Annotated in this window: 27 protein-coding genes; 24 read left to right on the top strand and 3 right to left on the bottom strand. The window is 37.6% G+C overall.

What is annotated here, in order from left to right; translation table 11 throughout:
* Positions 1-34: 34 nt before the first annotated feature.
* Positions 35-571, bottom strand: coding sequence for an LOG family protein (locus tag HMPREF9144_RS00910; protein ID WP_006043903.1), 537 nt, complete (start codon positions 569-571; stop codon positions 35-37).
* A gap of 471 nt (positions 572-1,042) precedes the next feature.
* Entirely contained in the window at positions 1,043-2,749 is a 1,707-nt protein-coding gene (locus tag HMPREF9144_RS00915) for an RluA family pseudouridine synthase (RefSeq protein ID WP_006043904.1), read from the bottom strand.
* 711 nt (positions 2,750-3,460) lie between these two features.
* Between HMPREF9144_RS00915 and HMPREF9144_RS00920 the strand changes: the two genes are divergently transcribed.
* The 24 genes from HMPREF9144_RS00920 to HMPREF9144_RS01035 all read left to right on the top strand — a co-directional run bounded on the left by HMPREF9144_RS00920 (position 3,461) and on the right by HMPREF9144_RS01035 (position 22,032).
* Positions 3,461-3,880, top strand: a complete 420-nt coding sequence (locus HMPREF9144_RS00920) for a hypothetical protein (RefSeq protein ID WP_006043907.1) — start codon at positions 3,461-3,463, stop codon at positions 3,878-3,880.
* Between the two features lie 67 nt (positions 3,881-3,947).
* Positions 3,948-4,817, top strand: a complete 870-nt coding sequence (locus HMPREF9144_RS00925) for a tetratricopeptide repeat protein (protein ID WP_006043908.1) — start codon at positions 3,948-3,950, stop codon at positions 4,815-4,817.
* Positions 4,818-4,856: 39 nt separating this feature from the next.
* The gene (locus tag HMPREF9144_RS00930) at positions 4,857-5,288 is read left to right on the top strand and encodes an SMI1/KNR4 family protein (protein ID WP_006043909.1); all 432 of its coding nucleotides are present in this window, start codon (positions 4,857-4,859) and stop codon (positions 5,286-5,288) included.
* A gap of 24 nt (positions 5,289-5,312) precedes the next feature.
* Complete coding sequence (locus HMPREF9144_RS00935) at positions 5,313-5,741, top strand: tudor domain-containing protein (RefSeq protein ID WP_006043910.1); 429 nt, start codon at positions 5,313-5,315, stop codon at positions 5,739-5,741.
* Between the two features lie 10 nt (positions 5,742-5,751).
* On the top strand, positions 5,752-6,345 hold the full coding sequence (locus tag HMPREF9144_RS00940; RefSeq protein ID WP_006043911.1) for a hypothetical protein: 594 nt from the start codon (positions 5,752-5,754) through the stop codon (positions 6,343-6,345).
* Between the two features lie 102 nt (positions 6,346-6,447).
* Positions 6,448-7,017, top strand: a complete 570-nt coding sequence (locus HMPREF9144_RS00945) for an SMI1/KNR4 family protein (RefSeq protein ID WP_006043912.1) — start codon at positions 6,448-6,450, stop codon at positions 7,015-7,017.
* Positions 7,018-7,020: 3 nt separating this feature from the next.
* Positions 7,021-7,629: an SMI1/KNR4 family protein gene (locus tag HMPREF9144_RS00950; RefSeq protein WP_006043913.1), complete on the top strand. Its 609-nt coding sequence runs from the start codon at positions 7,021-7,023 to the stop codon at positions 7,627-7,629.
* Positions 7,630-7,640: 11 nt separating this feature from the next.
* Positions 7,641-8,234: an SMI1/KNR4 family protein gene (locus tag HMPREF9144_RS00955; RefSeq protein WP_006043914.1), complete on the top strand. Its 594-nt coding sequence runs from the start codon at positions 7,641-7,643 to the stop codon at positions 8,232-8,234.
* Between the two features lie 85 nt (positions 8,235-8,319).
* Entirely contained in the window at positions 8,320-8,928 is a 609-nt protein-coding gene (locus tag HMPREF9144_RS00960; RefSeq protein WP_025001243.1) for an SMI1/KNR4 family protein, read from the top strand.
* A gap of 61 nt (positions 8,929-8,989) precedes the next feature.
* A complete protein-coding gene (locus HMPREF9144_RS00965; protein WP_006043916.1) occupies positions 8,990-9,478 on the top strand; it encodes a hypothetical protein in 489 nt (162 codons plus the stop codon).
* Positions 9,479-9,604: 126 nt separating this feature from the next.
* On the top strand, positions 9,605-10,537 hold the full coding sequence (locus HMPREF9144_RS00970) for an SMI1/KNR4 family protein (RefSeq protein ID WP_040595341.1): 933 nt from the start codon (positions 9,605-9,607) through the stop codon (positions 10,535-10,537).
* Between the two features lie 30 nt (positions 10,538-10,567).
* Positions 10,568-11,218, top strand: a complete 651-nt coding sequence (locus HMPREF9144_RS00975; RefSeq protein ID WP_006043918.1) for an SMI1/KNR4 family protein — start codon at positions 10,568-10,570, stop codon at positions 11,216-11,218.
* Positions 11,219-11,361: 143 nt separating this feature from the next.
* Positions 11,362-11,832, top strand: a complete 471-nt coding sequence (locus HMPREF9144_RS00980) for an SMI1/KNR4 family protein (protein WP_006043919.1) — start codon at positions 11,362-11,364, stop codon at positions 11,830-11,832.
* A gap of 63 nt (positions 11,833-11,895) precedes the next feature.
* A complete protein-coding gene (locus tag HMPREF9144_RS00985; protein ID WP_006043920.1) occupies positions 11,896-12,156 on the top strand; it encodes a hypothetical protein in 261 nt (86 codons plus the stop codon).
* Positions 12,157-12,194: 38 nt separating this feature from the next.
* Positions 12,195-12,731, top strand: coding sequence for a hypothetical protein (locus HMPREF9144_RS00990; protein ID WP_006043921.1), 537 nt, complete (start codon positions 12,195-12,197; stop codon positions 12,729-12,731).
* Positions 12,732-13,032: 301 nt separating this feature from the next.
* A complete protein-coding gene (locus tag HMPREF9144_RS00995; RefSeq protein WP_025001237.1) occupies positions 13,033-13,680 on the top strand; it encodes a hypothetical protein in 648 nt (215 codons plus the stop codon).
* 44 nt (positions 13,681-13,724) lie between these two features.
* Positions 13,725-15,236: an RNA polymerase factor sigma-54 gene (gene rpoN, locus HMPREF9144_RS01000; RefSeq protein ID WP_006043924.1), complete on the top strand. Its 1,512-nt coding sequence runs from the start codon at positions 13,725-13,727 to the stop codon at positions 15,234-15,236.
* A 35-nt stretch (positions 15,237-15,271) separates the two neighbouring features.
* On the top strand, positions 15,272-15,889 hold the full coding sequence (locus tag HMPREF9144_RS01005) for a phosphatase PAP2 family protein (protein ID WP_006043925.1): 618 nt from the start codon (positions 15,272-15,274) through the stop codon (positions 15,887-15,889).
* Positions 15,890-15,914: 25 nt separating this feature from the next.
* Positions 15,915-16,421, top strand: coding sequence for a 5-(carboxyamino)imidazole ribonucleotide mutase (gene purE / locus HMPREF9144_RS01010; RefSeq protein ID WP_040595342.1), 507 nt, complete (start codon positions 15,915-15,917; stop codon positions 16,419-16,421).
* Between the two features lie 118 nt (positions 16,422-16,539).
* Positions 16,540-18,441 carry a 4-hydroxy-3-methylbut-2-en-1-yl diphosphate synthase gene (locus HMPREF9144_RS01015; protein WP_006043927.1) on the top strand — a complete coding sequence of 634 codons (1,902 nt, stop codon included), beginning with the start codon at positions 16,540-16,542 and terminating at the stop codon, positions 18,439-18,441.
* Positions 18,442-18,498: 57 nt separating this feature from the next.
* Positions 18,499-19,518: an SPFH domain-containing protein gene (locus tag HMPREF9144_RS01020; protein ID WP_006043928.1), complete on the top strand. Its 1,020-nt coding sequence runs from the start codon at positions 18,499-18,501 to the stop codon at positions 19,516-19,518.
* A complete protein-coding gene (locus HMPREF9144_RS01025) occupies positions 19,515-19,853 on the top strand; it encodes a hypothetical protein (protein ID WP_006043929.1) in 339 nt (112 codons plus the stop codon). The genes HMPREF9144_RS01020 and HMPREF9144_RS01025 overlap by 4 nt, the downstream gene beginning before the upstream one ends.
* Before the next feature lie 9 nt (positions 19,854-19,862).
* On the top strand, positions 19,863-21,245 hold the full coding sequence (locus HMPREF9144_RS01030; protein WP_006043930.1) for a hypothetical protein: 1,383 nt from the start codon (positions 19,863-19,865) through the stop codon (positions 21,243-21,245).
* A 1-nt stretch (position 21,246) separates the two neighbouring features.
* Positions 21,247-22,032, top strand: a complete 786-nt coding sequence (locus HMPREF9144_RS01035; RefSeq protein WP_006043931.1) for a toxin-antitoxin system YwqK family antitoxin — start codon at positions 21,247-21,249, stop codon at positions 22,030-22,032.
* Between the two features lie 358 nt (positions 22,033-22,390).
* Here the strand turns inward: HMPREF9144_RS01035 and HMPREF9144_RS13665 are convergent.
* On the bottom strand, positions 22,391-22,779 hold a 389-nt coding region (locus HMPREF9144_RS13665), incomplete at its 5' end, for a hypothetical protein (protein WP_006043932.1).

The raw sequence follows: 22,779 nt of genomic DNA on the forward strand, positions 1-22,779 counted from the left end.
TATTAATGTGTTGTACTATTGTGTTACAATTATTTTATCCCTGCATTATCTTCTTTGTTAGCTCATCAAAGTTATTGGCTACATCTATATAACGATGGTAATCGCCACGTATAAAGCCTTGTTCTTGTAAATTGTCTAACACCATAATAAGCTTATTCCAAAAGCCTTTTACGTTATATAATATCACTTTTTTATCGTGATAGCCTATAGAACACGATGCTGCAACCGTAAATATTTCATCGATGGTGCCTATTCCGCCAGGCAGAGCCACTGTTATATCACTTTGCATCATTAGCAAATCTTTACGGTCTGATAGGTTTTCGCAAGGAAACTCTATGTCTATATAGTTGCTCTTCTTACCTCCTTTTTCAATAATTCTAGGAACTACGCCTATAGTAGTGCCTTCTGCTTCGTGAACAGACTTGCCTATACATTCCATTAAACCAATGTTACAGCCTCCATATACTACGGCATAATTGTTTTCACCTATCCATTTTCCTAATTCTTTTGTACACTCAAAGAAATCTGAATCTATGTTATTATTAGCCGAACAGAAAACTCCTATTTTCATTTTTATATTGTTTTAATTTTCACTGAATGCAATAGTTCTATACAAAAGTACACTATTCAGATAGTATTAAGCTATATTGGTAAAATACTTTTGTTTTTTTTAGAAGATATTGAGTATTTGTTAATGATTATGAACTGTATATATTGTTCGCCATCAAATAGTTTTCTGGTTCTTATTTACCTATGTAGAATGCTTTTCTCTTGCCTGTATTAATGTTTCTATATATAGCTGTAGAACATCGTTTTATACCTATTTATTGGATATAAAAAGGTTCTTTTGCAGTGTTAATGTACCTAGTCGTTGGTTGTCTCGTATTGCTTAACTTAAAGTAGCTTGATAGTTTAACTTAAAGTCTGCTTCTTGTTTAAGTTAAAGTAGCTTGATGGTTTAACTTAAAGCACATTTGTTGTTTAACTTAAAGTCTAAACTGCTCTACCATACTTAGGAATAGACATCAAAAAAAGTAAGTCATTATGTTGTTAGTTTGCTCTTAAAACTAAGTGGTTTGCCTGTTGTTGGGTGTGTAAACTCGAGGTATTCGGCGTGCAGATAGAGCCTATCGGCGCGTTTTCCGTATAGGGTGTCACCAAGAATAGGACACGCCAACCCTTCAGAATGTGCACAATGAACTCGCAACTGGTGGGTGCGTCCCGTAATAGGACATAACTCTACCTTTACCGCCTCGCTGTAATGACTATCTTGTAAAGGTGTTTTTCCTATTATTTTATAATGTGTTATAGCAGTCTTTCCTTTGTTTCTATCTACCATTTGGCGTGGTCGGTCAAGCTCATCTGCACACAGTGGCAACGAAATAGTGCCTTCACTGGGCAACCCTACCCTATTTAATAAGGTGGCGTCCAACAAGGCTACATAGCGTTTCTTCACCGTTTTTGCCTTAAATTGTGCTTGCAATTGCTTGTGTGCATACCTATTTCGTGCCACAACAAGCAGTCCGCTGGTTGCCATATCCAACCTATGCACTATAATTGGTGTATCGTTGTCGTTCCATCGCTGGCGCAATATTGTTTCAACCGACTGTTTTTTACTTCGTCCAGGCACGGTTAGCATACCGCTTGGTTTGACTATGATAGCCAAATCTCGGTCTTCGTAAACGATGTCAATACTTTGTTTGCTTTCTGCTTCCAATACATTGGCAGCTACATTCATACCTTTTAGCATCCAAGTTAGCAAGGGTTTGCACTTTCCATTGCACGCTGGATAGAACTGTTTGTGCTGTCTTATCTCTGTCTTAGGTGCCTTACCCCACCAGAACATCGCCATTTCTACTGGTCGCATACCATGTGTAAAAGCATATTGAAGTAATTTTGGTTCGCAACATTCGCCTGTTCCCGATGGCGGAAACAGCGTTATCTGCTCTCCCATAGCTGCATAATGCGTAGCAAGAACCGACTTCGGACTATGCAATAAATAGTAATTACGGAAGATAGACAGCAAATCGCTGCGCTCACCCTGAGTATTCAAGAAAGTAAATTGCGAGAAAAGCCAACGCTGAAGCTGGTCCGATTTAAGCTTACGGATATTTTTTAATTTTGCTATTCTACTATTATACGCCTCCACTTCAGCCTCTGCTACTTCCAACAGCGCTGCATATCGCTTCTTTGTGCGGTGCAACTCTGCCTTCATATACTGACTTTCGCGTATCATCTCCCGTTGTTCGTTGTCCGAAACAATAGCTTTTTCCTTCCTCCGCTCGTCGCGTAAACGCTTTGCAATAACCATTTTTTGTTGTGCTTCTGCAACTACCTGCTGTGCTTCTACCTTGAGATCAGCAATTTTTTTTATTGATTTTTCGTAATCGTCCGACTGCTTTAAAACTTCAATTTCGTGGTTTAAAGCAGTTATTTCGGCTTCGTGTGTCTTGAAATAGCCATTGGGTTGCAAATAATCGAACACAAGTGGAACAAAGCCATCGTCACTAATACATTCTAACTGACCTGAATAGGCTTGCAGATAGCCTAACTTTCCCCCGTATTCTACTATTAGTACACCAAACATTTTGCCTTCTTTCAACTCTGGAAGCGACTGCTGCAACAACGTAACTGCACAGCGCGCAAGCGGAGAGGGCTCATAATAGAAAGGATTAGGAAAGACTTTCGCCTTGCCCATCGCTTCCTTTTCATTGCCAGTTGGCAACCTATGAAAACACTTATCGTTCATTTCCGCAACACTTAATTAGCTTCTATTCCATATTAATGCTATGAAAATAGAAGTTGCAAATATACGGCTTTTCACTCGAAAACTATGTGCTACTTTTGTAAATATAAATTTAATGGAAAACAATAAGTACGTTTTTGCATTGCAAAAACCATACTTTTGAAGTGCAAAAACCATATTTTTGCATCGCAAAAATGGGGTTTTTACAATGCAAAATACACCCTTTTGTAACACATTAACATAGAGCACGTTACAGATTTAAATGGTTTTTGAAATATATTTACATTAAGAACAGCATTGCCAAACAATAAAGTTGCAACAGCATACATATAACTACGAACAAATATTGTGGCATATTAGGCAAATTCATAGTGGCTATATTTACAACTAAGTTAGTTATTTTAAAGGTGCAACAAACAAATATCTCCGTTATAATCTGGCAACATATAGCTCTTTTTTATTTTGTTTACACAATACTTAAACTACACTAATCTGTTATTTTTAGTTGTCCGTTTACAAGATATTCATTACATTTGTGCCCACTAACTATGCCCTATTACAGTGCAAAGAGAATGGGAAGCAGTTACAAACAGTTTTTATCTATTGTACAAATAATAGACAAAGTCTAACAAGTTCAGGCGCTTTGGCATACTTATTTATCAAAAGCGTTACACATTATATGTAATATAACAGAACTAAAACACCGATAGGACAATGAAAGTATGTGATTTACAATTCGATGGAGACTTGGAAACAAGTGTCTTTATTAGTGCTTTAAAGAAGAAAGTACGCTTAGTTTTGTCTGACGATTTAGAGGCATCAGAGCAAGAACTCACCGAAGAATACAAAGAAAAGATAGTGCAATTTCTTGAAGAAATTAGTATATGGTACGACAAAACCACTGTTGCTGTTAAGCAATATGCTGATAATAAATATGGCATTAAAGATGTTTCCGATACCGATATAGAGTTAATGGCTATATTTATACTATTCGAACAAGACGAGCCCGCACTATTTGGACTGAGTTACAGAACCAAATTCGATGTAGAACATGGCTGTGGAATAAAGTTGAAAGGCAACAACCAACAGTTTGAAATAGTTGAAATAGGTTGTGCAGATGTTGCCTTTTGCTAATTAAAAGCCATCGTACAATCACATTATAAACAACTTATTACAGAACATAACTAACGAAATTGAATATATGGCAGTATTAGAACAAGAGCTATTTGACAAGGTAATTGAATACGGCAAGGAAGCTATCACAAAATATAACGACGGAAAATACGACGACGCTTTTGCATTAGCAGAGCAAGGTTGGGCACAATTTCCAACACCAGTAGAGGGTTGGAACCAAGCATATAACTATGCAAAGTCGTTCTTTGGAAAGGCTTTAGGGCATCAAAACTTCGACGAAGCCAAGAAATGGCTAAATAGATTGATAGACAATAACAACAATTTGCACCTGTCAGACGAGGAAGTTCGGTTCTTAATGGGCCAATATTGCTATGAGAAAAAAGATGAAAAGCAAGCCTTTAAGTATTGGGATATTCTGGTGAAAGAGACAGGATTAAGATACTTTACAAATGCTAAGCCGGAGTATTTGGAGTTTTATAAGAACTATAAAGATACAGAAGATGATACGGAAGAACTATCTTCTGAACTTAACGAAACTATCAATAAGCTCTTAGACGAAGGCGATGAGTTGGTGGAAAGAGGTAAATATAAAGAAGCCATAGCCTACTACGAAGAGGCTATGAACCGTTTGCCTGAGCCTAAAGAAGAGTGGAGTTTGTTCGACACAATAGCTGTATGTATTGGCGATTCGTATTACGAAATGGGCGAATACATAGTTGCCGACAGGTTCTATTCTATGTCCTTAACACGTGGTAGTGGTATAGAGAACCCATACGTTTGGTATGTTAAAGGGCGCAACCTTATTAAATTAGGTAACAAAGAAGAGGGTGTCGATGCACTGATGCGTGCCTATATGTTAGACGGAAATAAGGTTTTCAATACCGACAAAGGCGAATTTCTATCGTACATTGAGCCATATATCGGAGCAGAAAACTAACGTAAAACCAATAAACAATATACTTTTTGTAGATGTAATATGGACTTTCAAGTATTATCTAAAGCAAAAGCAGACATTCATTCCATAGAACAAGAACTCTCTGTAAGTATTCCTGCCGACTATAAAGCGTTTCTTATTGAACACAATGGTATTTGTACGGAGAACACAATTGTTAGGATTGAGGCTATCGAAGAGGAAACTTTACTCAATGTTTTATTCAGTTGCGACAATCAATTAAATAGAGCTTTGACGCTCGAATACTGGAATACAGAGTATAAAGACGATATTCCAGAGGGTGCATTGCTTATTGGCGACTTCCAAGATGGCGGCTTCTTGCTCTTGATTCCTGATGGAGACGACAAGGGTGTGTACTACTACGACCATGCCTACACGTTCGAATCGTCAGACGATGATGGTAACACGTACTTCCTTGCCGATACTTTCGAAGCATTCATAAATAGTCTAAAATAAGCCAATAAGAGCCATTCGTACACTATGGAAGCCTTCAAACTGGTAAACTTTAAGCACGAACACAACACCAATATGCCTATTGTCAGAAGCATAGAAGGTAGCGAATGCGAAGCAGTGTGCCGTTCCTTGTTTCGCTATTGGCACGTGAATACACCCGAAGAGTTCTTTGAAAAGGAAGAACAAGAGTTTGTTTTGTTGGACGATATAAACGCCGAAGACGAGGATTTCGACTGGAACAAGGTATTCAATAGTATCGGAATACCTGTCCCGAACGAGGTTTTCATCAACTTTGAACGCTTCAACAACATTGATGTTTTCCTATTCAAAGACTTCTGTAAATACTTCGATGATATTTGGTATCCCGCTGCTGACGACATAGAAGTATTTGATTCATCGTTTAACTGGATAGTTTCTGTAAAGCATTATGGGGCAGTACACTATGCTAAAATATAGAAAATAGAAAATGACAGTACCAAAGGAAACAACCAAAATACAGGAGAAGAAAAAGGAATTTAGCTTCTATGCATCGCCTTTAAGTATAATCCATATATTAGGATTGCTTGTTTTCAGTTATCTAATAGACCATATTATTAATTCGTTTCTTGGCACTTCTCATCACTATTTTCGCTATGAAAGTGCTATTCCATATATTATTTGTGGTTTAATAATAGTGTGTTTGCTTCGCAAAAAACGGGTTGAGATTGTTGATAACCATACTATTAATTTCTATACAAGAGGTAAACTGAAATACACAAACACCATAGACAACTTATTATATATAAGGTGTGCAGGGCAAGGAAAGATAACTTCGTCTATCGTTTTTGTATTTAGCGATAAACGAATAAGGCTTTGTATGCCCTTAGTTATGTTCTCTCAATACTTCAAATTATACGAGTTAGAAAAACTATCTGGGTATTTAAAAGGACAATTCAAACTTATACAAAGGGAGCATCGTACCATATTTGGTGTTTCAAAATACGTATTTACCTATTGGAATCCGGAGAAAGACCAGAATTATAAGATATATTCGGAAAGCAAGGGTAGGCGTGTTTGCTGATATAAAGAGAGCTGTAACAAATAAAAAAAGCATAGTTTATGGCACCGATAAAGGGCAGTACGCTATGGTAAAATATAGAAAAAGATAAATCAAACATATCAAATGAAGCTATTAACAATGCAAGAAATCGCGCTTTCTATTATGGAAGAGACACGCGATGTAGACCCTGAAATCACAGAAGATATTATTTTAAAGGAGGCTGTTATATCTCATTCGGAAATCGAAAAGCTAAAAAACAAGCTACGTATCGATACGTTAGACGAGGTATTCATAGAGTTAATACTTAGTTACAACTGGGGAAATTTTGGCTTTTTGAGCTACCAATTCGGGGTAAACGATGAGGAAACGCTGAATTGGATAGTACAAAGGAACTTGGAATATGCCGATTATGACATTCTGCATCAGTACGATTTGATGATTATTGCTAATGGAGATCCATCTACAATCTTGTTGGAATGTGCAACAGGAAAGGTCTATGCAATCGATAGCGAGATTGCTTATGAAGACCGAATACTAATAGCTGATAACTTCGAAATGCTTGTACGGGCGATGGGTACAGGACAATACGCAGTGTGGAATGGTAAGGAAAGCGAGTTCATAAGCATGATACGAGAGTCTGTAAACGCCAAAGGAGTTGAGTTTTGGCGGGGTTTTGTTGGCTATTACAAATAGGATATGAATGTAATACATGTATTAGAGCCTTTAGCTTCAAATGCTATGGTGGAGAAAATAAACGAGTTAGAACATACAATAGGTACTGTTTTGCCTTCTCATTTCAAGGATTTTCTGACGCAAAACAATGTTTGCAAGCCTCATAAAAACCATTATAAGGATAAGGAAACAGAGTTTACCATTAACTATTTTCTTGGATTTTCGGAAAATAAAAACGATGATATTATCGCAACATACAACAACTATGAGGGCAGAATACCAGAGGAATTGATACCCATTGCAAGTGTTGATGGGGGCGATTGGCTATGTATTAACAAGATAACAGGTAAGGTTTACTATTGGTTTCATGAAGAAAACGATTGGGGATTAGAGGGAAATGACAAATACCCAACACTGGTTTCGGAAAACCTTAACGACTTTATTGAAAAGCTAACCCCTACCCCTTTGCCAACAAAAGAGGAGATTAGGCGAGCAATTGCAAGCGGTAAGGTAACTATAACTCCTAAGTCTGTTGAGCTGAGAAACGCTATACGAGCAAAGGAAGGCCTACCTCCTCTCACCTTTGAAGAGTGGGATAGGCTGCTAAACGACCCTAATAGAGAAATAGACTAAGCTTTTTAAATATGGATATACAAGGTTTTAAACAACTTATTTCTTTTTCTAAGGAGAGAGAATTAAACCAGAGTTATGATGTAACTTCGTTCTTAGAAGAAGTAAAAAGAACGTTGGGCGCAATTCCAGATAATACTGTTTTGCAGTTTATTACTACCTATGGGTTCTCCTATTTCAATGAAGAAATGGTGGTATCTCCGTTGGAAAAGCAGGCGAATAGCGACGAATTACTTTACGTTAGTGGCATTTTGGGCTTTGGAAATACTCAGAGAAGTGTTGAGAAAAGCATCAAAATGTATTATTGTAAGGAGCAAATAAGCATGAAATTCTTTCCCTTATGCGAGGGTGCCAGTGGCGATTTGATTGTTTATTCCTTAGAAGAAAGCAGTTTGGGCAATATCTATTACTGGTCGCACGATGCTCCAATAGGCGACGATTTGGTGCTGGTTGCAAAATCATTAAACGACTTTATCAGTAGAATTGAGCCTAAAAAAGAAGACAAAGAAGACAAAAGGGAAGTCATAAGTGTTACCTATTCGCCTCGATTATTGAAGCTAATAAACGAGAAAAGAATAAAAGATGGACTGCCACCTTTGGAGCAATAGCACGCAAAAAACTATCAACGAAATAAAATAAAAACCAGTTTAGCATGTGCATATAATAGCTTTCAAGAATACTTATAAAGAGGATATGAATGTAATACATATATTAGAGCCTTTAGCTTCAAATGCTATGGCGGAGAAAATAAACGAGTTAGAACATACAATAGGTTCTGTTTTGCCTTCTCATTTCAAGGATTTGCTGATGCAAAATAATGTCTGCAAGCCTCATAAAAACCATTATAAGGATAAGGAAACAGAGTTTACTATTAACTATTTTCTCGGATTTTCGGAAAGCAAAAACGATGATATTATCGCAACATACAACAACTATGAGGGCAGAATACCAGAGGAATTGATGCCCATTGCAAGTGTTGATGGGGGCGATTGGCTATGTATTAACAAGATTACAGGTAAGGTTTACTATTGGTTTCACGAAGAAAACGATTGGGGATTAGAGGGAAATAACAAATACCCAACGCTGGTTTCAGAAAACCTTAACAACTTTATTGAAAAGCTAACCCCTACCCCTTTGCCAACAAAAGAGGAGATTAAGCGAGCTATTGCAAGCGGTAAGGTAACCATTACCCCTAAGTATGTTGAGCTGAGAAACGCTATGCGAGCAAAGGAAGGTCTACCTCCTCTCACCTTTGAAGAGTGGGATAGACTGCTAAACGACCCTAATAGAGACGATATATAGCTTATTCTTTGAGAACGGAAGCAGGCATATCTATCAACAAAACTTTACTATTCACAAAGATATGGAATATATAATCCAACCTCTTATCGGTGTCAATGAATTTGTTTTCGGTGGATATCGGAAGGATATCTTAGCTAAAACAAGCTTAAAAATCAAAACAACCAGAGAAGAAAAAGACGGAAACAACAGTTTCATTATAGATGACTATGGCGATTTTCTGGCCTATTATAATCAGCACGACCAACGATTATTCTTACTCACCTTTGCTCCGTTGCCTAATGTAAAGCTCATTTTAGAAGGTAAAAACCTATTCGAAATGAAGGCATCAGACATCTATCAACAGTTGTCTTCCCACGATAATATATTATTAGAAGAGGACTATGTTGGCTTCGCTTCTACTATTTTAGGCATTGATATTTACGCGCCGAATTTTGCAGACGACAAAGATTGCGCATGCGAAGGCATTAGTGTAGCGGTAAAAGGCTACTTCGATGCAATATACAAAGCAGAGAATTTGGATATAGATAAGTTGCTGTCGGAGGCTTTATGAATTTGTTTTTAAGACACATTGCACAAGAAAGACAACCATTTTCGGTCAAGAACAAATTGCTTTCATCGTAGCAGTGAACGGCAATAACAGCAAAATTATAAGTATAAAGAACGAAATTATTGTGATATGAGAAGGATAAATCAACGCATGGCAATGCTTTTAGAGAAGTCGGTTCCTGCAAATAAGGAATTGATAAGCAAGGTTTGCGAGAGCATTTTAAGCAAAATAAAAGTCGCAGAATGTTGCATTTTATACGATGCAAACAACGATATTAACACTTCATTCATTAACAACATATCCGAACAAATAGAGAAACAAGGCGACAGGACTGGCTTGGAGATGTGGCATAACGAGATATGTTTGTCGGCTTTCGAAGGCTTTTCGCTTAGTTGTATTCTGCCTTTTATAGAACAGTTTAAGCAGCGTTTAAATGCCGTTTACCCTCGCCCGTATTGCCTTATAGTGTATATTACCAATACACAAGATATTTATTTCCGCTTCCATGTGTATAGAAAGGACGAAGGAATGTGGATAAACAGCGACATAGAAGCAGACGCTAACCCGCTATTATACGACTTAGAAGAGCGTCTGAACATTGATTCCATTATTCAAAGAATACAAGATTTCAAAGAAGAATACGTTGAATGTTTCGATCCTATCAGTGATGATGCGCTCCAACTTGCACAGGAAAACATTCCTTTTCAGCTACCAGCAGATTACATAAGACTGCTTCAGTTCTCGAATGGAATACTAATTTGTGGCGAAGAAGTGCTTGGAATAAACCATAAACCTTTCGACCTTATCAAGGCATACAAGACTGAACACGAAGCAACACAGGTGCACATGCCCAGCCATATTGTTCCGTTTGCACCTGACGGTAGAGGCAACTACTACTGCTTCGATGCTCAACAAGGCAACCAAATCGTGTTTTGGGTGACCAACTATCAGTACTCTGAAGAAGATAAACCCGAAGTTGTGAACTTCGATTTCTGCGATTGGTTCAACGAAGTGATGATAGATTGGTGCATAGAACTTGAAGGACAAGACATCTTTACATAGGTTACAACATCGTAAAAACAATATTACATCATGAAGATAGAAACTATATTAAAAGAAAACGGCTTATCTGGAGCAAGGATTTTATCGGCAACTGACGAAATAAAAATACCCGAAATGTGGTCTTTCTTGCTGACTGAAGAAGATAAAGACAAAAAGAAATCCCTCGTTATAGAACGCTGGTCGTACTTCAGTAGCCTACTTCCTAAGACGCTACATTTATTAGAAGAGCTACTCGAAGATGTATTTTTGATGTTTCATCAGCAACAAATTAAGATGGTTTACCTGCTGTTGGTGGACGAAGAATACGTGCTATATGTAGGCAATATGCCCACAACAGACAGCCATATCGCAATATTGCCCGACAAGTTGCAGCACTTTTACAAGCATTTACATAATGGTTGGTTCGAGAATATAAGCGGTGGCTTAGGATTACTTCCTATAGAAAAGGTTCGTTTCCTAAGCCAATCGGAATGGGGTTTGCCCCAAGAGATATTGCAATCTACCGACTTAAACAAAACTTACTACGTGCTTCATAATGGCGGAAACGGCTATCTGTGCATCAACATAGAGGACAAAGAAAACCCCAAAGCGCTAATTTGGTGGACCAACGATGCACCAAAGATGGACATAGACTTTTGGAGTTACCTTGATTCGTGGATAGAAATAGGTCTTTCCTACTAATGTTTTACATCCACGTAGCACAACTTTAAACATACAAAAAGTGTCTGTGCAACAAGCACAAAAAAGGAACTTAACATTGTTCTTTGCTTGTTTGTATAAGAGATAAGCTCTATATTTGCAATTGAAGTAAGTAAAAAACAAAGATGATAAACTATCAGATTACGAACAGTGCGTTGCCTATTACAGAGGCAGACATCTTAGATTTAGAACACAAAATAGGCTTTTGCCTTCCTGCTGATATAAGAAACTTCTACTTAAAACATAATGGAGGATTGGTAGAAGATGGCGATAGAAACGTTTACTTAGACGATTCGGAAAACGAATATACCCTGAAATACATTGCACCCATCAAACATTCGCTTTCGCCTTCTCAATATACTATGGAGAAATTGTGGCACACTTTCATCGTAGAAAAAGAATTAATACAAAAGAAACATATTCCGTTTGCCATTGACAGCGGGGGATTTCCATACTGCTTCGATGCAGAAACAGGGCACATTTTCTTTGCAAATTTGGAGCATTACGATGATAAAGAGAAGATGATGGAACCTGTTGCTCGGTCGTTAATCGACTTTATCAATGGTATGAAGACGGAAGATGAGGCATTTGAATAGGTCTATTTAAACGAGAGGAAAGGTACAAACCCAATATAAGATATAAGCGAAAGGAGTTATTCAATGAGTAAAATGTGCGAACCTATTGCCGCTTTAGTGCAGTCGTTACACCATTTAGGCTTTACAACCATCGAACAAAAGGTGTCCGATTATCACTTTTCTGAACTCTATATCAAGATGAAGGGAAAGCATAACAACGAAATAGACACCATCAATATACCTCAAATTCAACGAAACAACGACTCTACTTTTACGTGTTCGTGCCATTGGTCTACCGTCGAACTATGCTATGAAGAGGAAGAAACAAGAGCGAATGCAAAATAAGACGGAACAAAACAGAAAACATAAACCTATAAAAGGACATGAAACATCTATATAAAAGCCTCATCGCACTTCTTTTGTTCTTAGCCAATACTTGTGTATACGCCGGACAGAACATGAGAACAAAAGACTCGCTCATGGTAGTTACCGAGAGTAACGACGACTCTTGCATGAGCCATTTAGTAATAAACAAAGGTGGTGTACGGGATACATTGATAAGTATTTACTGTGCAGATGGCAGTGAAATAGAACCTTTAAAAGAAGTAAATAGCAAGAACAAGCAAACGCAAATAGAAGTATTCGCCATTTACAATGCCGCAGCTGACGGCAGCCAATATGTGTTTTACAACCATAAAAACCATAGAGCTTATATCACATTTGCCACCTTTGCCGACCTAAATCCCACAGTAGTAGACTTAAACGAAGCACAACAGTACGTATTATTGAGCAACAAAAACAGCACAAAAACTCCAACAAAGAATACCTTAAACACTGGAAACAAAGAAGAATACATAGCCAATGCAAGCAAGTTTAGACTAATAAAAGCTATGCTAAAACCCATAAAAACTAAATATTAACACTGTAAATAATTTTCGTAAGCATATTTCCTGCATAACATTCTAATTACCAATGCTTTGCAAAAACCATATTTTTGCGTTACAATAATATGGTTTTTGCAAGCTAAAAGTGGCACTTTTGGGCTTCAAAAAAGGCACTTTTGCAACGCAAAAACGTACTTATACCTTTCCAATGAAATTATTTTTACAAAACCATTAGGATAATCTTGTTTAGCCGTACAATATAATGAGTTATCCAAAAATTTGGCTATTACACTTTTAATAACTAATTTTGCCAATGTCATCAACCGCATTTAAACTTATGGTAACACATTCATTATGGTCGGAAGAATATTGGCCTATGCTTCTACAAATATATTTTAAGAAACCCATAGGCATAAAGCCAACTTACGCCCACCCCATTGTTGAGCTTAGTTTAGAGCTACATATCCCACCATACATACTATACGCAAAGATGGAAGAATTCCATTTAAACAACCTTCCAAGTATACAAGCACTTTGGAAAGTATATGCCAACAATCCAAAAAAACTACAAAAAGATGCCAAACGCATAAGAAAGATGAAAGGATTTGGCAAACCTGAGGAGTTCTACGAGGGTGTAACAACAGAAGAAACCTTTGAAAAAGACTTTAAACTTATAGAAAGAGCCACCGACTTAACACCCATTGCACTAATAATAGTGCTTAACCTGTATTTCCATCTCACACCTATAACGATGACAGAAGGGACTCCCGAAGTGAAAGAAGTAGCACGATTACTAAACATAACTCCTCGTCGTGTTGTGGAAATTATGGACGTTTATCGCTTCTGCGACCCCTATCTGAACCAAGATGACCTTATAATTTCGCCACTTCTACTGCCTTGCCAGAACATTTGGGACCGATATGGCAACGCCGATACTAAGGAACTTTCGGCTTTAACAGAAGAATTATGCCACTATTACAGATGATTGTGTTTCTTTTTTCGTAATTTTGCAAACATAATTAGGTAAATATGGCACAAGAACAAGTACAAATACAAGAGCAGAAACAACAACAAGTGCAGCGACTTTCGCAGCAACAAATGCTTCAGGTAAAGTTGCTTGAGATGCCATTAACCGAATTAGAGGAAAGCATTAATGCCGAATTAGACGACAACCCAGCCTTAGAAAAAGGACGAGAAGACGGAGAACAGCTTGAAGAAACAAACGAAATAGAGAGCGATAACGACGATTTCGATGTTCAACAAGAACAACAAGAGCGACAAGATGCACTTGATACAGCACTCGAACGTATGGGAGGCGACGATGAATTGCCCGTTTACGATGGACGACAACGCCACGATAATGCCGACTACGAGGAGATAGTGTATGGCGATACTACATCGTTTATAGACAAACTAAACGAGCAAGTGGGCGAAAGAGAGCTTACTGAAAGACAAAAAACTATATTAGAATATCTCATTGGAAGCCTCGACGACGACGGATTGCTACGAAAAGACTTAGATACAATAGCCGATGAGCTTGCTATTTACTACGGTATAGACTGTAGCGAAAAGGAAATTGCCGACACATTGAAACTGTTGCAAGACTTCGATCCTGCTGGTATTGGAGCACGTTCGTTGCAAGAATGTTTGTTATTGCAAATAGAACGCAAAGTAACAGATGGCGAATGGGAACGCAATAGCAGTGTGTACAACCATCTAAAAACTATTTTCAACCACTATTTCGATGCATTTACAAAGAAGCATTGGGACAAAATACAAACTGCACTCTCGCTATCTGATCTCCAAATAAAGGCACTACAAGCCGAAATTCGTAAGCTAAATCCAAAACCAGGAGCCTCGATGGGAGAGACAATGGGTAGAAATGTACAGCAAATAACCCCCGACTTCATTATCGATACCGACGATAATGGAAACGTTAGTTTCTATTTAAACCATGGAGATCTACCCGAATTGCACGTTTCGCAAAGCTTCAACGATATGCTAATGGCATATAAAGACAACAAGAAAGGTATGAACCGTCAGGAAAAAGAGGCTCTGCTATATGCAAAAGGTAAAGTTGAGAAGGCACAAGGCTTTATAGAAGCAATTAAACAACGCCGAAACACACTGTACGTAACTATGAAAGCCATTATTGAAATACAAAAGAAGTTTTTTCAAGATGGTAACGAGGCAGATTTGAAACCTATGATATTGAAAGATATTGCAGAGAAAACGGGACTCGATATATCCACTATTTCGCGTGTAAGCAATATAAAATACGCACAAACAAGGTGGGGAACATTCCCGCTTCGCTTCTTCTTTACTGACAGTTATACAACGGAAGACGGAGAAGAGATGTCTACAAGAAAGATAAAAGTGGCTTTGCGAGACATCATTAACAACGAAAATAAGCAGAAACCGCTTAGCGACGACGCACTGGCAAAGGTGATGAAAGAAAAGGGTTTTCCTATAGCAAGACGTACAGTAGCCAAATATAGAGAGCAATTAAACTTGCCTGTTGCACGTCTACGCAAAGAATAAGTAAGCCAGTAAGAGCAGTAAGATATGATAAGAATATGAACGAAAAAAACATTATACTAACTGCACGAATAGCAAGTATGCTACTTACGCCATTCTATTTGCCTGTATTGGGCATATTGGCTATATTCTTTTTCTCGGATCTAAGTATGTTTCCGTGGCAATTCAAGGTATCGCTAATAGTAATGGTCTACTTGTTTACGGTGTTCATTCCAACAATACTCATTCACCTTTATAGGCAATATCATAGCTGGACACTCTTACAATTAGGCCAAAAGGAACGTAGAATGGTACCGTATGTTATTTCTATACTTTGCTATTTTGGTTGTTTCTACCTTATGAACCTATCGCATCTGCCACATTTAATAACGTCTATACTGATAGTTGCATTAGTAATACAAATACTTTGTGCCATTATTAACGTATGGTGGAAGATTTCTACACACACAGCAGCCATTGGTGGCGTGCTGGGAGCACTATTAGCATTTTCATTTATACTCAATTTCAACTCTGTTTGGTGGCTATGTTTGGTAATAATAGCATCAGGAATAGTAGGTTCAAGTCGTATTATATTGCGACAGCATACCCTTACACAAGTAACAACAGGTTTCTTCTTGGGTATTATTAGCGCATTTTTTACAATTTTATTGATATAAATACAAAGAACAAAAATAAAGATATATGAAACCATTGGTTAGCATTATTATGGGTTCTACAAGCGACCTTCCTGTTATGGAAAAGGCTTGCAAGTGGTTAGAACAATACGAAATACCATTTGAAGTGAACGCCCTTTCGGCTCATCGCACCCCTGCTGCAGTAGAGAAATTTGCCAAAGAAGCAAAAGAACGTGGCATTAAGGTGATTATTGCAGGTGCTGGTATGGCAGCAGCATTGCCTGGTGTAATTGCAGCTTCAACCTCTTTGCCTGTAATTGGCGTACCAATTAAAGGTATGTTGGACGGTTTAGATGCTATGCTTTCTATTATTCAGATGCCTCCTGGCATACCTGTTGCCACAGTAGGAGTGAATGGTGCACAGAACGCAGCTATATTAGCTGCTCAAATGATGGCACTTGGCAATGAAGAAATAGCAAAGAAAGTAGAAGCATGGAAGGCTACTTTAGGACAAAAAATAGAAAAAGCTAATAAAGATTTAGCTGAAATAAAAGACTATAAGTATAAGTGTTAAGAATACAGAACCAAAGTATTGTGGAACGAAAACTATGGTTTTCGATGGATAAAACACTCGAAAACCAACATAGTTCTGCCTAACTTAAAGTTTGAATGCTTAATGCTAAGAATATAAAATGATAGATTTATTCAATTACGAACGTAGAAAAAGTTCTGTTGCACACGTTGGTGCGTTAGATATGGGTGGTGATAATCCTGTTAGAATCCAATCAATGACAACCACAAACACCAACGATACCAATGCAAGTGTAGCACAAGCAAAGCGCATTATAGCTGCTGGTGGCGAACTTGTAAGGCTCACTACACAAGGAAAACGTGAGGCAGAAAACCTCAAACACATCAATGCGCAACTTCGAACAGAAGGTATTATGACACCACTTTGTGCCGATGTACACTTCAATGCTAATGTTGCAGACGTAGCAGCACTATATGCAGAGAAGGTTCGCATTAATCCTGGTAACTATGTAGACCCTGGTCGTACGTTCAAAATACTAGAATATACAGACGAGGAATACGCTAAAGAACTTAAAAAGATAGAAGAACGCCTTACACCTTTTATTAATATATGTAAGGAAAACCATACAGCCGTACGCATAGGAGTAAACCACGGAAGTTTGTCCGACCGTATAATGTCGCGCTACGGTGATACTCCCGAAGGCATTGTTGAGAGTTGTATGGAGTTTCTACGTATCTTTAAGAAACACGATTTCAACGATATTGTTATTTCTATCAAAGCTTCTAATACGGTTGTAATGGTGCGTTCGGTGCGCCTTCTTGTAGCTGAAATGGAGAAAGAGGGTATGAACTATCCGCTTCATCTTGGTGTTACGGAAGCTGGAGAAGGAGAAGACGGTCGTATAAAAAGCGCTGTTGGTATAGGAGCACTACTAAACGATGGCATAGGAGATACTATTCGGGTATCGTTGAGCGAGGAACCAGAATGCGAAATACCTGTTGCAAAATACTTAGCACGCTATATTCGACAAAAGAAAGGACACATTATTGTTCCAGCAGAAACCTTCAAAGACTTCGATTATTTACGTCCTGAACGTAGAAAAACCAAAGCTGTAGAAAACATTGGTGGCGATAATGTGCCAATAGTAATAGCTACTCACAATGCAGCAGAACATAATGCAGACATTGTTTCAACCCTTCCAACACCCGATTACATCTACACAAAAGATGTATTACCAGCCAAATTGAAAAGTGGACAAAAGTATATCATCGACTATAATGCATATATAGACTTGGCTGCAAAGGGAGAACTTCCAACCGAAAACGTCTTCCCCATTTTCCCTACTCCTGCAATTCCATTTATTGGAACAGTGAAATCGAAAATTAAATTCTTAGTGGTAAAGTATGGAACACCGTCAGAAGAATTGCTTGCCTGCTTGAAATATCACCCCGAAGTAGTGGTGGTTTGCGTAAGTTCGCACCAAAACAAACTTGGCGAACAACGAGCATTGGTTCATCAAATGATGATTGCAGGTGTAGAAAATCCGGTTGTCTTTGCACAGATGTACCAATTTTCATCTGAAGAAAGCAATAAGAATACCAACGAGCCAAATGCCAAAGAACAGTTCCAACTATCTGCTGCTGCCGATATGGGAGCACTAATGATAGACGGATTAACTGACGGCTTATGGCTCATGAACAATGGTAACATTCCACAAGACGATATAGAACAAACAGCTTTCGGCATACTTCAGGCTGGCAGATTACGTATGGTGAAAACCGAATATATATCTTGTCCGGGCTGCGGACGTACACTTTACGACCTCCGCTCTACTATTGCACGCATTAAAGAAGCCACAAAAAGTATGACAGGATTAAAGATTGGCATTATGGGTTGCATTGTAAATGGTCCTGGAGAAATGGCAGATGCCGACTACGGATATGTGGGTGCAGGTATGAAGAAAGTAAGTTTGTATCGCAAAAAGGTATGTGTAGAGAAAAATATACCTGAAGAAGAGGCGGTAGAACACTTACTTTCATTAATAAAGAATGACAAAAATTAAGACAATAATAAAGGGGATAAACCGTTCTAAATATATCATCTATTAAACAATCGCACTATGGGCATAAAAAAATTATTTAAGCAACAGCTACGTTCCGTTATAGAATGGAAAGAGCAAGATACTAATATTTTATTTCATCGCTTAGACACTTCTACTGACGAAATAAAGAATTCGAGTAAGTTAATTGTAGCTCCTGGACAAGGTTGTTTACTTGTTTACGATGGAAAAGTAAAAGCAACGCTAACAGAACCTGATACCTACGAATTACAAACAGATAACCACCCATTTATTACAACACTTCTTAATTTGGCACAAAGAATGGAAAGCGAACATAAAATGCGCTTCTATTTCTTCCGTACTGCCGAATTAGTAAATGTACTTTGGGGCACTGCAACTCCTGTGAAGTATATGGAACCTAATTATAAAATGCCTGTTGCAGTGGGTGCGTGTGGTAACTTTTCTGTGAAAATTGAAGATGCTGCTATAATGTTCAGCACACTTTTAGGTACTGTAAGCGATTATACTGCTACCGATGTTCGCCAACTTGTTGCATCGCGTATAGTTGCTCCACTAACTTCTTTCCTGGCAGAAAAAGCTTATCCATATACAGAAATAGATAAACATCTAATGGAAATGTCGGACGACTTACGCCTAAAAACAACCGAAGAACTACAACGTTTAGGCTTAATTCTTACCGATTTCCGTATAGACTCTGTTACATTCGACGATGAAACATTGGAGCGTATTAACAGAATTGCTGATATGACAGCCGAAAAATTGGCTGCAACAGAGGTTGATCTCGATTATGCTGGTGTACAAAAACTTGCTGCTTTACGAGATGCTGTACGTACAGAAGGTGGACTTGCTGGTGCTGGTATGCAAATTGGAGCAGGTGTTCAATTGGCAAAAGAATTTTTTAATACTCAAGATAACAATGTAAAGCCAAACGAAACCACTACTTCTACAACAACAGACACTACTGCTCGGTTAAAACAACTAAAACAATTGTTTGACGAAGAGCTTATTACTGAGGAAGAATATAAAAAGAAGAAGAACGAAATACTTGATACATTATGAAAAGAATAATTATTATTGCGCTCATCGCACTCATAACAAACCTTCTCGTAGGTTTAATTGTTACTGCATACTCTTCACTCAATTTGCTTTTTACAAGTGGGGCTATTGTTCTTAACGGACTATTACTGGCACTCGCATTCTTAGGACGTGCTGAAAGTACACACCGTTTAAGTTTAGGTTTTATATACACTGCAATAGGTGCATTAGAGTTTCTAACTGGCTTCTTTGCACCAGAAAGATGGTCGAACAACTGGTGGTTAATAGGCGTGGTTATACTCACCTCCATACAATGTATATTGCTGTTCTTAGCAATCTATTATTCAAAAGAAGCTTAATCTCAACAGATGGCAACAAAAATTAAAGCGATAAAATGCCCACAATGTGGTAGCGAGAAGCATGAACAATTAGACGATAAAAGGTACAAATGCAAAAGTTGTGGTACCGAATTCTATATAGACGACGATGATATTAATATTAACGTAAACCATCGATACGAATATCAGTCGCCAAACTCATCGTCGTTAAACAGTTTTCTTAGCAACGGAATTAAAATAGGAATCATAGCTTTATTGGCTCCAATAGCCATTGTTGTAATTCTATTTTATAGTGCTATGCACAGTGGGTCTAGCAGTTCGCCATCTTTTTCGGGAACAACCAGAGATTCTATTGAGATTAGAGACAATTACAGACTATTTTTAATGAGTACCTATAATGGTAAACCGTGCTACTTTTATGTGCTTGAGCGCGACTACTCGTCTAACTATGGAGACGAAAATCCTAAATATGTAGACGGATATTACTGTGGTTTTAGAGACGCTACCACTGGAAATGTGCTAAAAGAACAGCTTCTTATTTCAGAAAAAGATACAAGAGAGCGTAATTCTATGTCGCCTTCCGACATGGTAGGTAGGTATTTCCATCAAGCACGAAAATGGTTCTTCATTATTTCAGACAAATTTATCTACGAATTAAATCCAAAAACATTAACCTTCAAAGATGTTTCTAAATTGCTTTTCAAAGGAAAAGAAGTTATGAACACAGGCATCTCATCGGTAAATTTTATAAACATCGACTCGGGAGAAGGCTTTGAAGTACATAATAATTTATCAGCAACTTACTATTATTTTCCCGCAACAAACAGACTTTATACTGAAAAGGCCTTTAATTATGCACGCACTTTGCCCCCCAATCAACTAAATGGAGAAGTAAGAGATACTACCTTCTTTAAACTTCGAAGCAAGAATATTAGCGAATCATCAAGTAAAGGTGGATATTTGTGTTTATGGAAAATACATGCTTTATTCCATAATGGCGACCCACAAGACTTTTCGTTCTACAATAGTATTTCAGGATCGTACACACCATCATCTGGCAACCGACTCATAAGTGCACAACCAATTACCGATTGGTTCGTAGGTTTCGATGGACAAATAAAATACTACGATGCAAATTATATACTAATTACCTTCAAACCCACCATAGCCGACGATGCAAAGTCGGTGCTCCAATTACGCAACGCATACGGAAACATTTTATGGACACAAGCCGTAGAAAGGTTCACATATATAAGCGAAGCCGTAGTTTGTAATAATCGTTTTTGGATATACGGAAGAAGAGAAGGACAAGAAGGAAAAAACGAAGAGAACATTTACAGCTTTGATTTAAAAGACGGCAAATGCACAACCTTCAATTCTATACACACCGAATACAAAATAAAGGCTAAATAATATGAAACAAATATTCGCACTTATACTACTTTTATTCGTATCTGTCGCACTAAAAGCACAAGAAAGATACAAAGAATATTATGACGATGGAAAGCTGAAAACAGCAGGATACATAAACAAAAATACTGGCGAACGACAAGGACATTGGGTTACCTACAGGCAAGACGGAACAAAGTTCGAAGAGTTCGACTATAAAAATGGAGAAAAAGAAGGCAAATACTACGTCTACGACAACAAAGGACGCATATATATTATGGAAACTTACCACAACGGAATGCTACACGGAACAATGTTGCAATACTACAATGAACCCGATAGAAAAGGACAATTGCCACTTTATGCACGAACAACCTACCAAAATGGAATACCAGTAGGCACAAAATATACCTACGATAGAAATGGAGCAATCATAAAAAAACGCACATTCAGTAACGGAATAATGGCAACGGAAAACCAATACGAAGGAAATACTATATATAAAACATCAAGAAAAAACAATACCGATGCAGACAACTCAGACGACAAATACTATTATGAAACAATAGAAACCACACGGCAAACACATAATTATGCCCACCGAAACACAAACCACACAACAGCGCAAAGGCAGAAAATAGCAAAAAACAAACGCAATTCAATGGCTACAAACCATACAAAAAAGCCAAAAACAGTCAAGCAAAAAAATACACAAACCATACCAAGCTTCATAAAAATAGAAAATACACCCAAACCCGCAAAGAAAGGAAAACTAAAAGTAGGCAAAGATGGTGTCATAACGGTAGAATAAAAAACCGCAACCATCTTGCAGAAACAAATAAAACTACACAGAAACCCATACCTGTCAACAAAACCATTATAAACTTTTATTATACAAAAATAAACTGCAACACCCACCTGCCAACATCATTTGTTGGCAGGAATCACCCACCACATAGCAGCTTTTCATACCAAAATTGTACAGAAAAAACGCATTTTTTCTGAAAGCATAAATAGATAGTATTCAGGTATTTACGAAACTATTATTCTTTTCCTCTAAAACGTCCGTACTTTTTTCTTGAAACGTCCGTACTTTTTCCCAAAAACGTCCGTACTTTTTTCTAAGAATGTACGGACGTTTTTTTGAAAAGTAGGAAGGAATAACCAATCTACAAAATATTCATTGTGGCACAATCTATAAATAAAGCCAATAGAAAAAGAGTAAAATGCAGCGGAAATTTACATTTCTTGCCTACGGTGCAATTCGCATCATCTACAACCTCAATATCTTTCCTATCTCTTATTCTTATGTTGTTTAGCACTTCTTTCACAATATTACCAAAAACAGAATTACCCACTAAAAATTTTTTCATTAAAACACAGATGAATATTAATAAGAAATGAAGAGAAATGTAATTAATATTTTTCAATTTCTTATTATTATTTTGAACATAACCAGCATGTCCCACTTTTAATATAAGAAAACAAGAGAGAATAAGGGCAAAAGAAAGATAAAATGGAAAATATTTTGAATAAATTTGGACGTAACGTTTTTTTC

Source organism: Prevotella pallens ATCC 700821 (assembly GCF_000220255.1).
GTDB lineage: Bacteria > Bacteroidota > Bacteroidia > Bacteroidales > Bacteroidaceae > Prevotella > Prevotella pallens.

Excerpts from the sequence above, each read along its gene's own strand:
- HMPREF9144_RS00910 (WP_006043903.1), bottom strand. The coding sequence starts at position 571 with ATGAAAATAGGAGTTTTCTGTTCGGCTAATAATAACATAGATTCAGAT.
- HMPREF9144_RS00915 (WP_006043904.1), bottom strand. The coding sequence starts at position 2,749 with ATGAACGATAAGTGTTTTCATAGGTTGCCAACTGGCAATGAAAAGGAA.
- HMPREF9144_RS00920 (WP_006043907.1), top strand. The coding sequence starts at position 3,461 with ATGAAAGTATGTGATTTACAATTCGATGGAGACTTGGAAACAAGTGTC.
- HMPREF9144_RS00925 (WP_006043908.1), top strand. The coding sequence starts at position 3,948 with ATGGCAGTATTAGAACAAGAGCTATTTGACAAGGTAATTGAATACGGC.
- HMPREF9144_RS00930 (WP_006043909.1), top strand. The coding sequence starts at position 4,857 with ATGGACTTTCAAGTATTATCTAAAGCAAAAGCAGACATTCATTCCATA.
- HMPREF9144_RS00935 (WP_006043910.1), top strand. The coding sequence starts at position 5,313 with ATGGAAGCCTTCAAACTGGTAAACTTTAAGCACGAACACAACACCAAT.
- HMPREF9144_RS00940 (WP_006043911.1), top strand. The coding sequence starts at position 5,752 with ATGACAGTACCAAAGGAAACAACCAAAATACAGGAGAAGAAAAAGGAA.
- HMPREF9144_RS00945 (WP_006043912.1), top strand. The coding sequence starts at position 6,448 with ATGAAGCTATTAACAATGCAAGAAATCGCGCTTTCTATTATGGAAGAG.
- HMPREF9144_RS00950 (WP_006043913.1), top strand. The coding sequence starts at position 7,021 with ATGAATGTAATACATGTATTAGAGCCTTTAGCTTCAAATGCTATGGTG.
- HMPREF9144_RS00955 (WP_006043914.1), top strand. The coding sequence starts at position 7,641 with ATGGATATACAAGGTTTTAAACAACTTATTTCTTTTTCTAAGGAGAGA.
- HMPREF9144_RS00960 (WP_025001243.1), top strand. The coding sequence starts at position 8,320 with ATGAATGTAATACATATATTAGAGCCTTTAGCTTCAAATGCTATGGCG.
- HMPREF9144_RS00965 (WP_006043916.1), top strand. The coding sequence starts at position 8,990 with ATGGAATATATAATCCAACCTCTTATCGGTGTCAATGAATTTGTTTTC.
- HMPREF9144_RS00970 (WP_040595341.1), top strand. The coding sequence starts at position 9,605 with ATGAGAAGGATAAATCAACGCATGGCAATGCTTTTAGAGAAGTCGGTT.
- HMPREF9144_RS00975 (WP_006043918.1), top strand. The coding sequence starts at position 10,568 with ATGAAGATAGAAACTATATTAAAAGAAAACGGCTTATCTGGAGCAAGG.
- HMPREF9144_RS00980 (WP_006043919.1), top strand. The coding sequence starts at position 11,362 with ATGATAAACTATCAGATTACGAACAGTGCGTTGCCTATTACAGAGGCA.
- HMPREF9144_RS00985 (WP_006043920.1), top strand. The coding sequence starts at position 11,896 with ATGAGTAAAATGTGCGAACCTATTGCCGCTTTAGTGCAGTCGTTACAC.
- HMPREF9144_RS00990 (WP_006043921.1), top strand. The coding sequence starts at position 12,195 with ATGAAACATCTATATAAAAGCCTCATCGCACTTCTTTTGTTCTTAGCC.
- HMPREF9144_RS00995 (WP_025001237.1), top strand. The coding sequence starts at position 13,033 with ATGGTAACACATTCATTATGGTCGGAAGAATATTGGCCTATGCTTCTA.
- rpoN (WP_006043924.1), top strand. The coding sequence starts at position 13,725 with ATGGCACAAGAACAAGTACAAATACAAGAGCAGAAACAACAACAAGTG.
- HMPREF9144_RS01005 (WP_006043925.1), top strand. The coding sequence starts at position 15,272 with ATGAACGAAAAAAACATTATACTAACTGCACGAATAGCAAGTATGCTA.
- purE (WP_040595342.1), top strand. The coding sequence starts at position 15,915 with ATGAAACCATTGGTTAGCATTATTATGGGTTCTACAAGCGACCTTCCT.
- HMPREF9144_RS01015 (WP_006043927.1), top strand. The coding sequence starts at position 16,540 with ATGATAGATTTATTCAATTACGAACGTAGAAAAAGTTCTGTTGCACAC.
- HMPREF9144_RS01020 (WP_006043928.1), top strand. The coding sequence starts at position 18,499 with ATGGGCATAAAAAAATTATTTAAGCAACAGCTACGTTCCGTTATAGAA.
- HMPREF9144_RS01025 (WP_006043929.1), top strand. The coding sequence starts at position 19,515 with ATGAAAAGAATAATTATTATTGCGCTCATCGCACTCATAACAAACCTT.
- HMPREF9144_RS01030 (WP_006043930.1), top strand. The coding sequence starts at position 19,863 with ATGGCAACAAAAATTAAAGCGATAAAATGCCCACAATGTGGTAGCGAG.
- HMPREF9144_RS01035 (WP_006043931.1), top strand. The coding sequence starts at position 21,247 with ATGAAACAAATATTCGCACTTATACTACTTTTATTCGTATCTGTCGCA.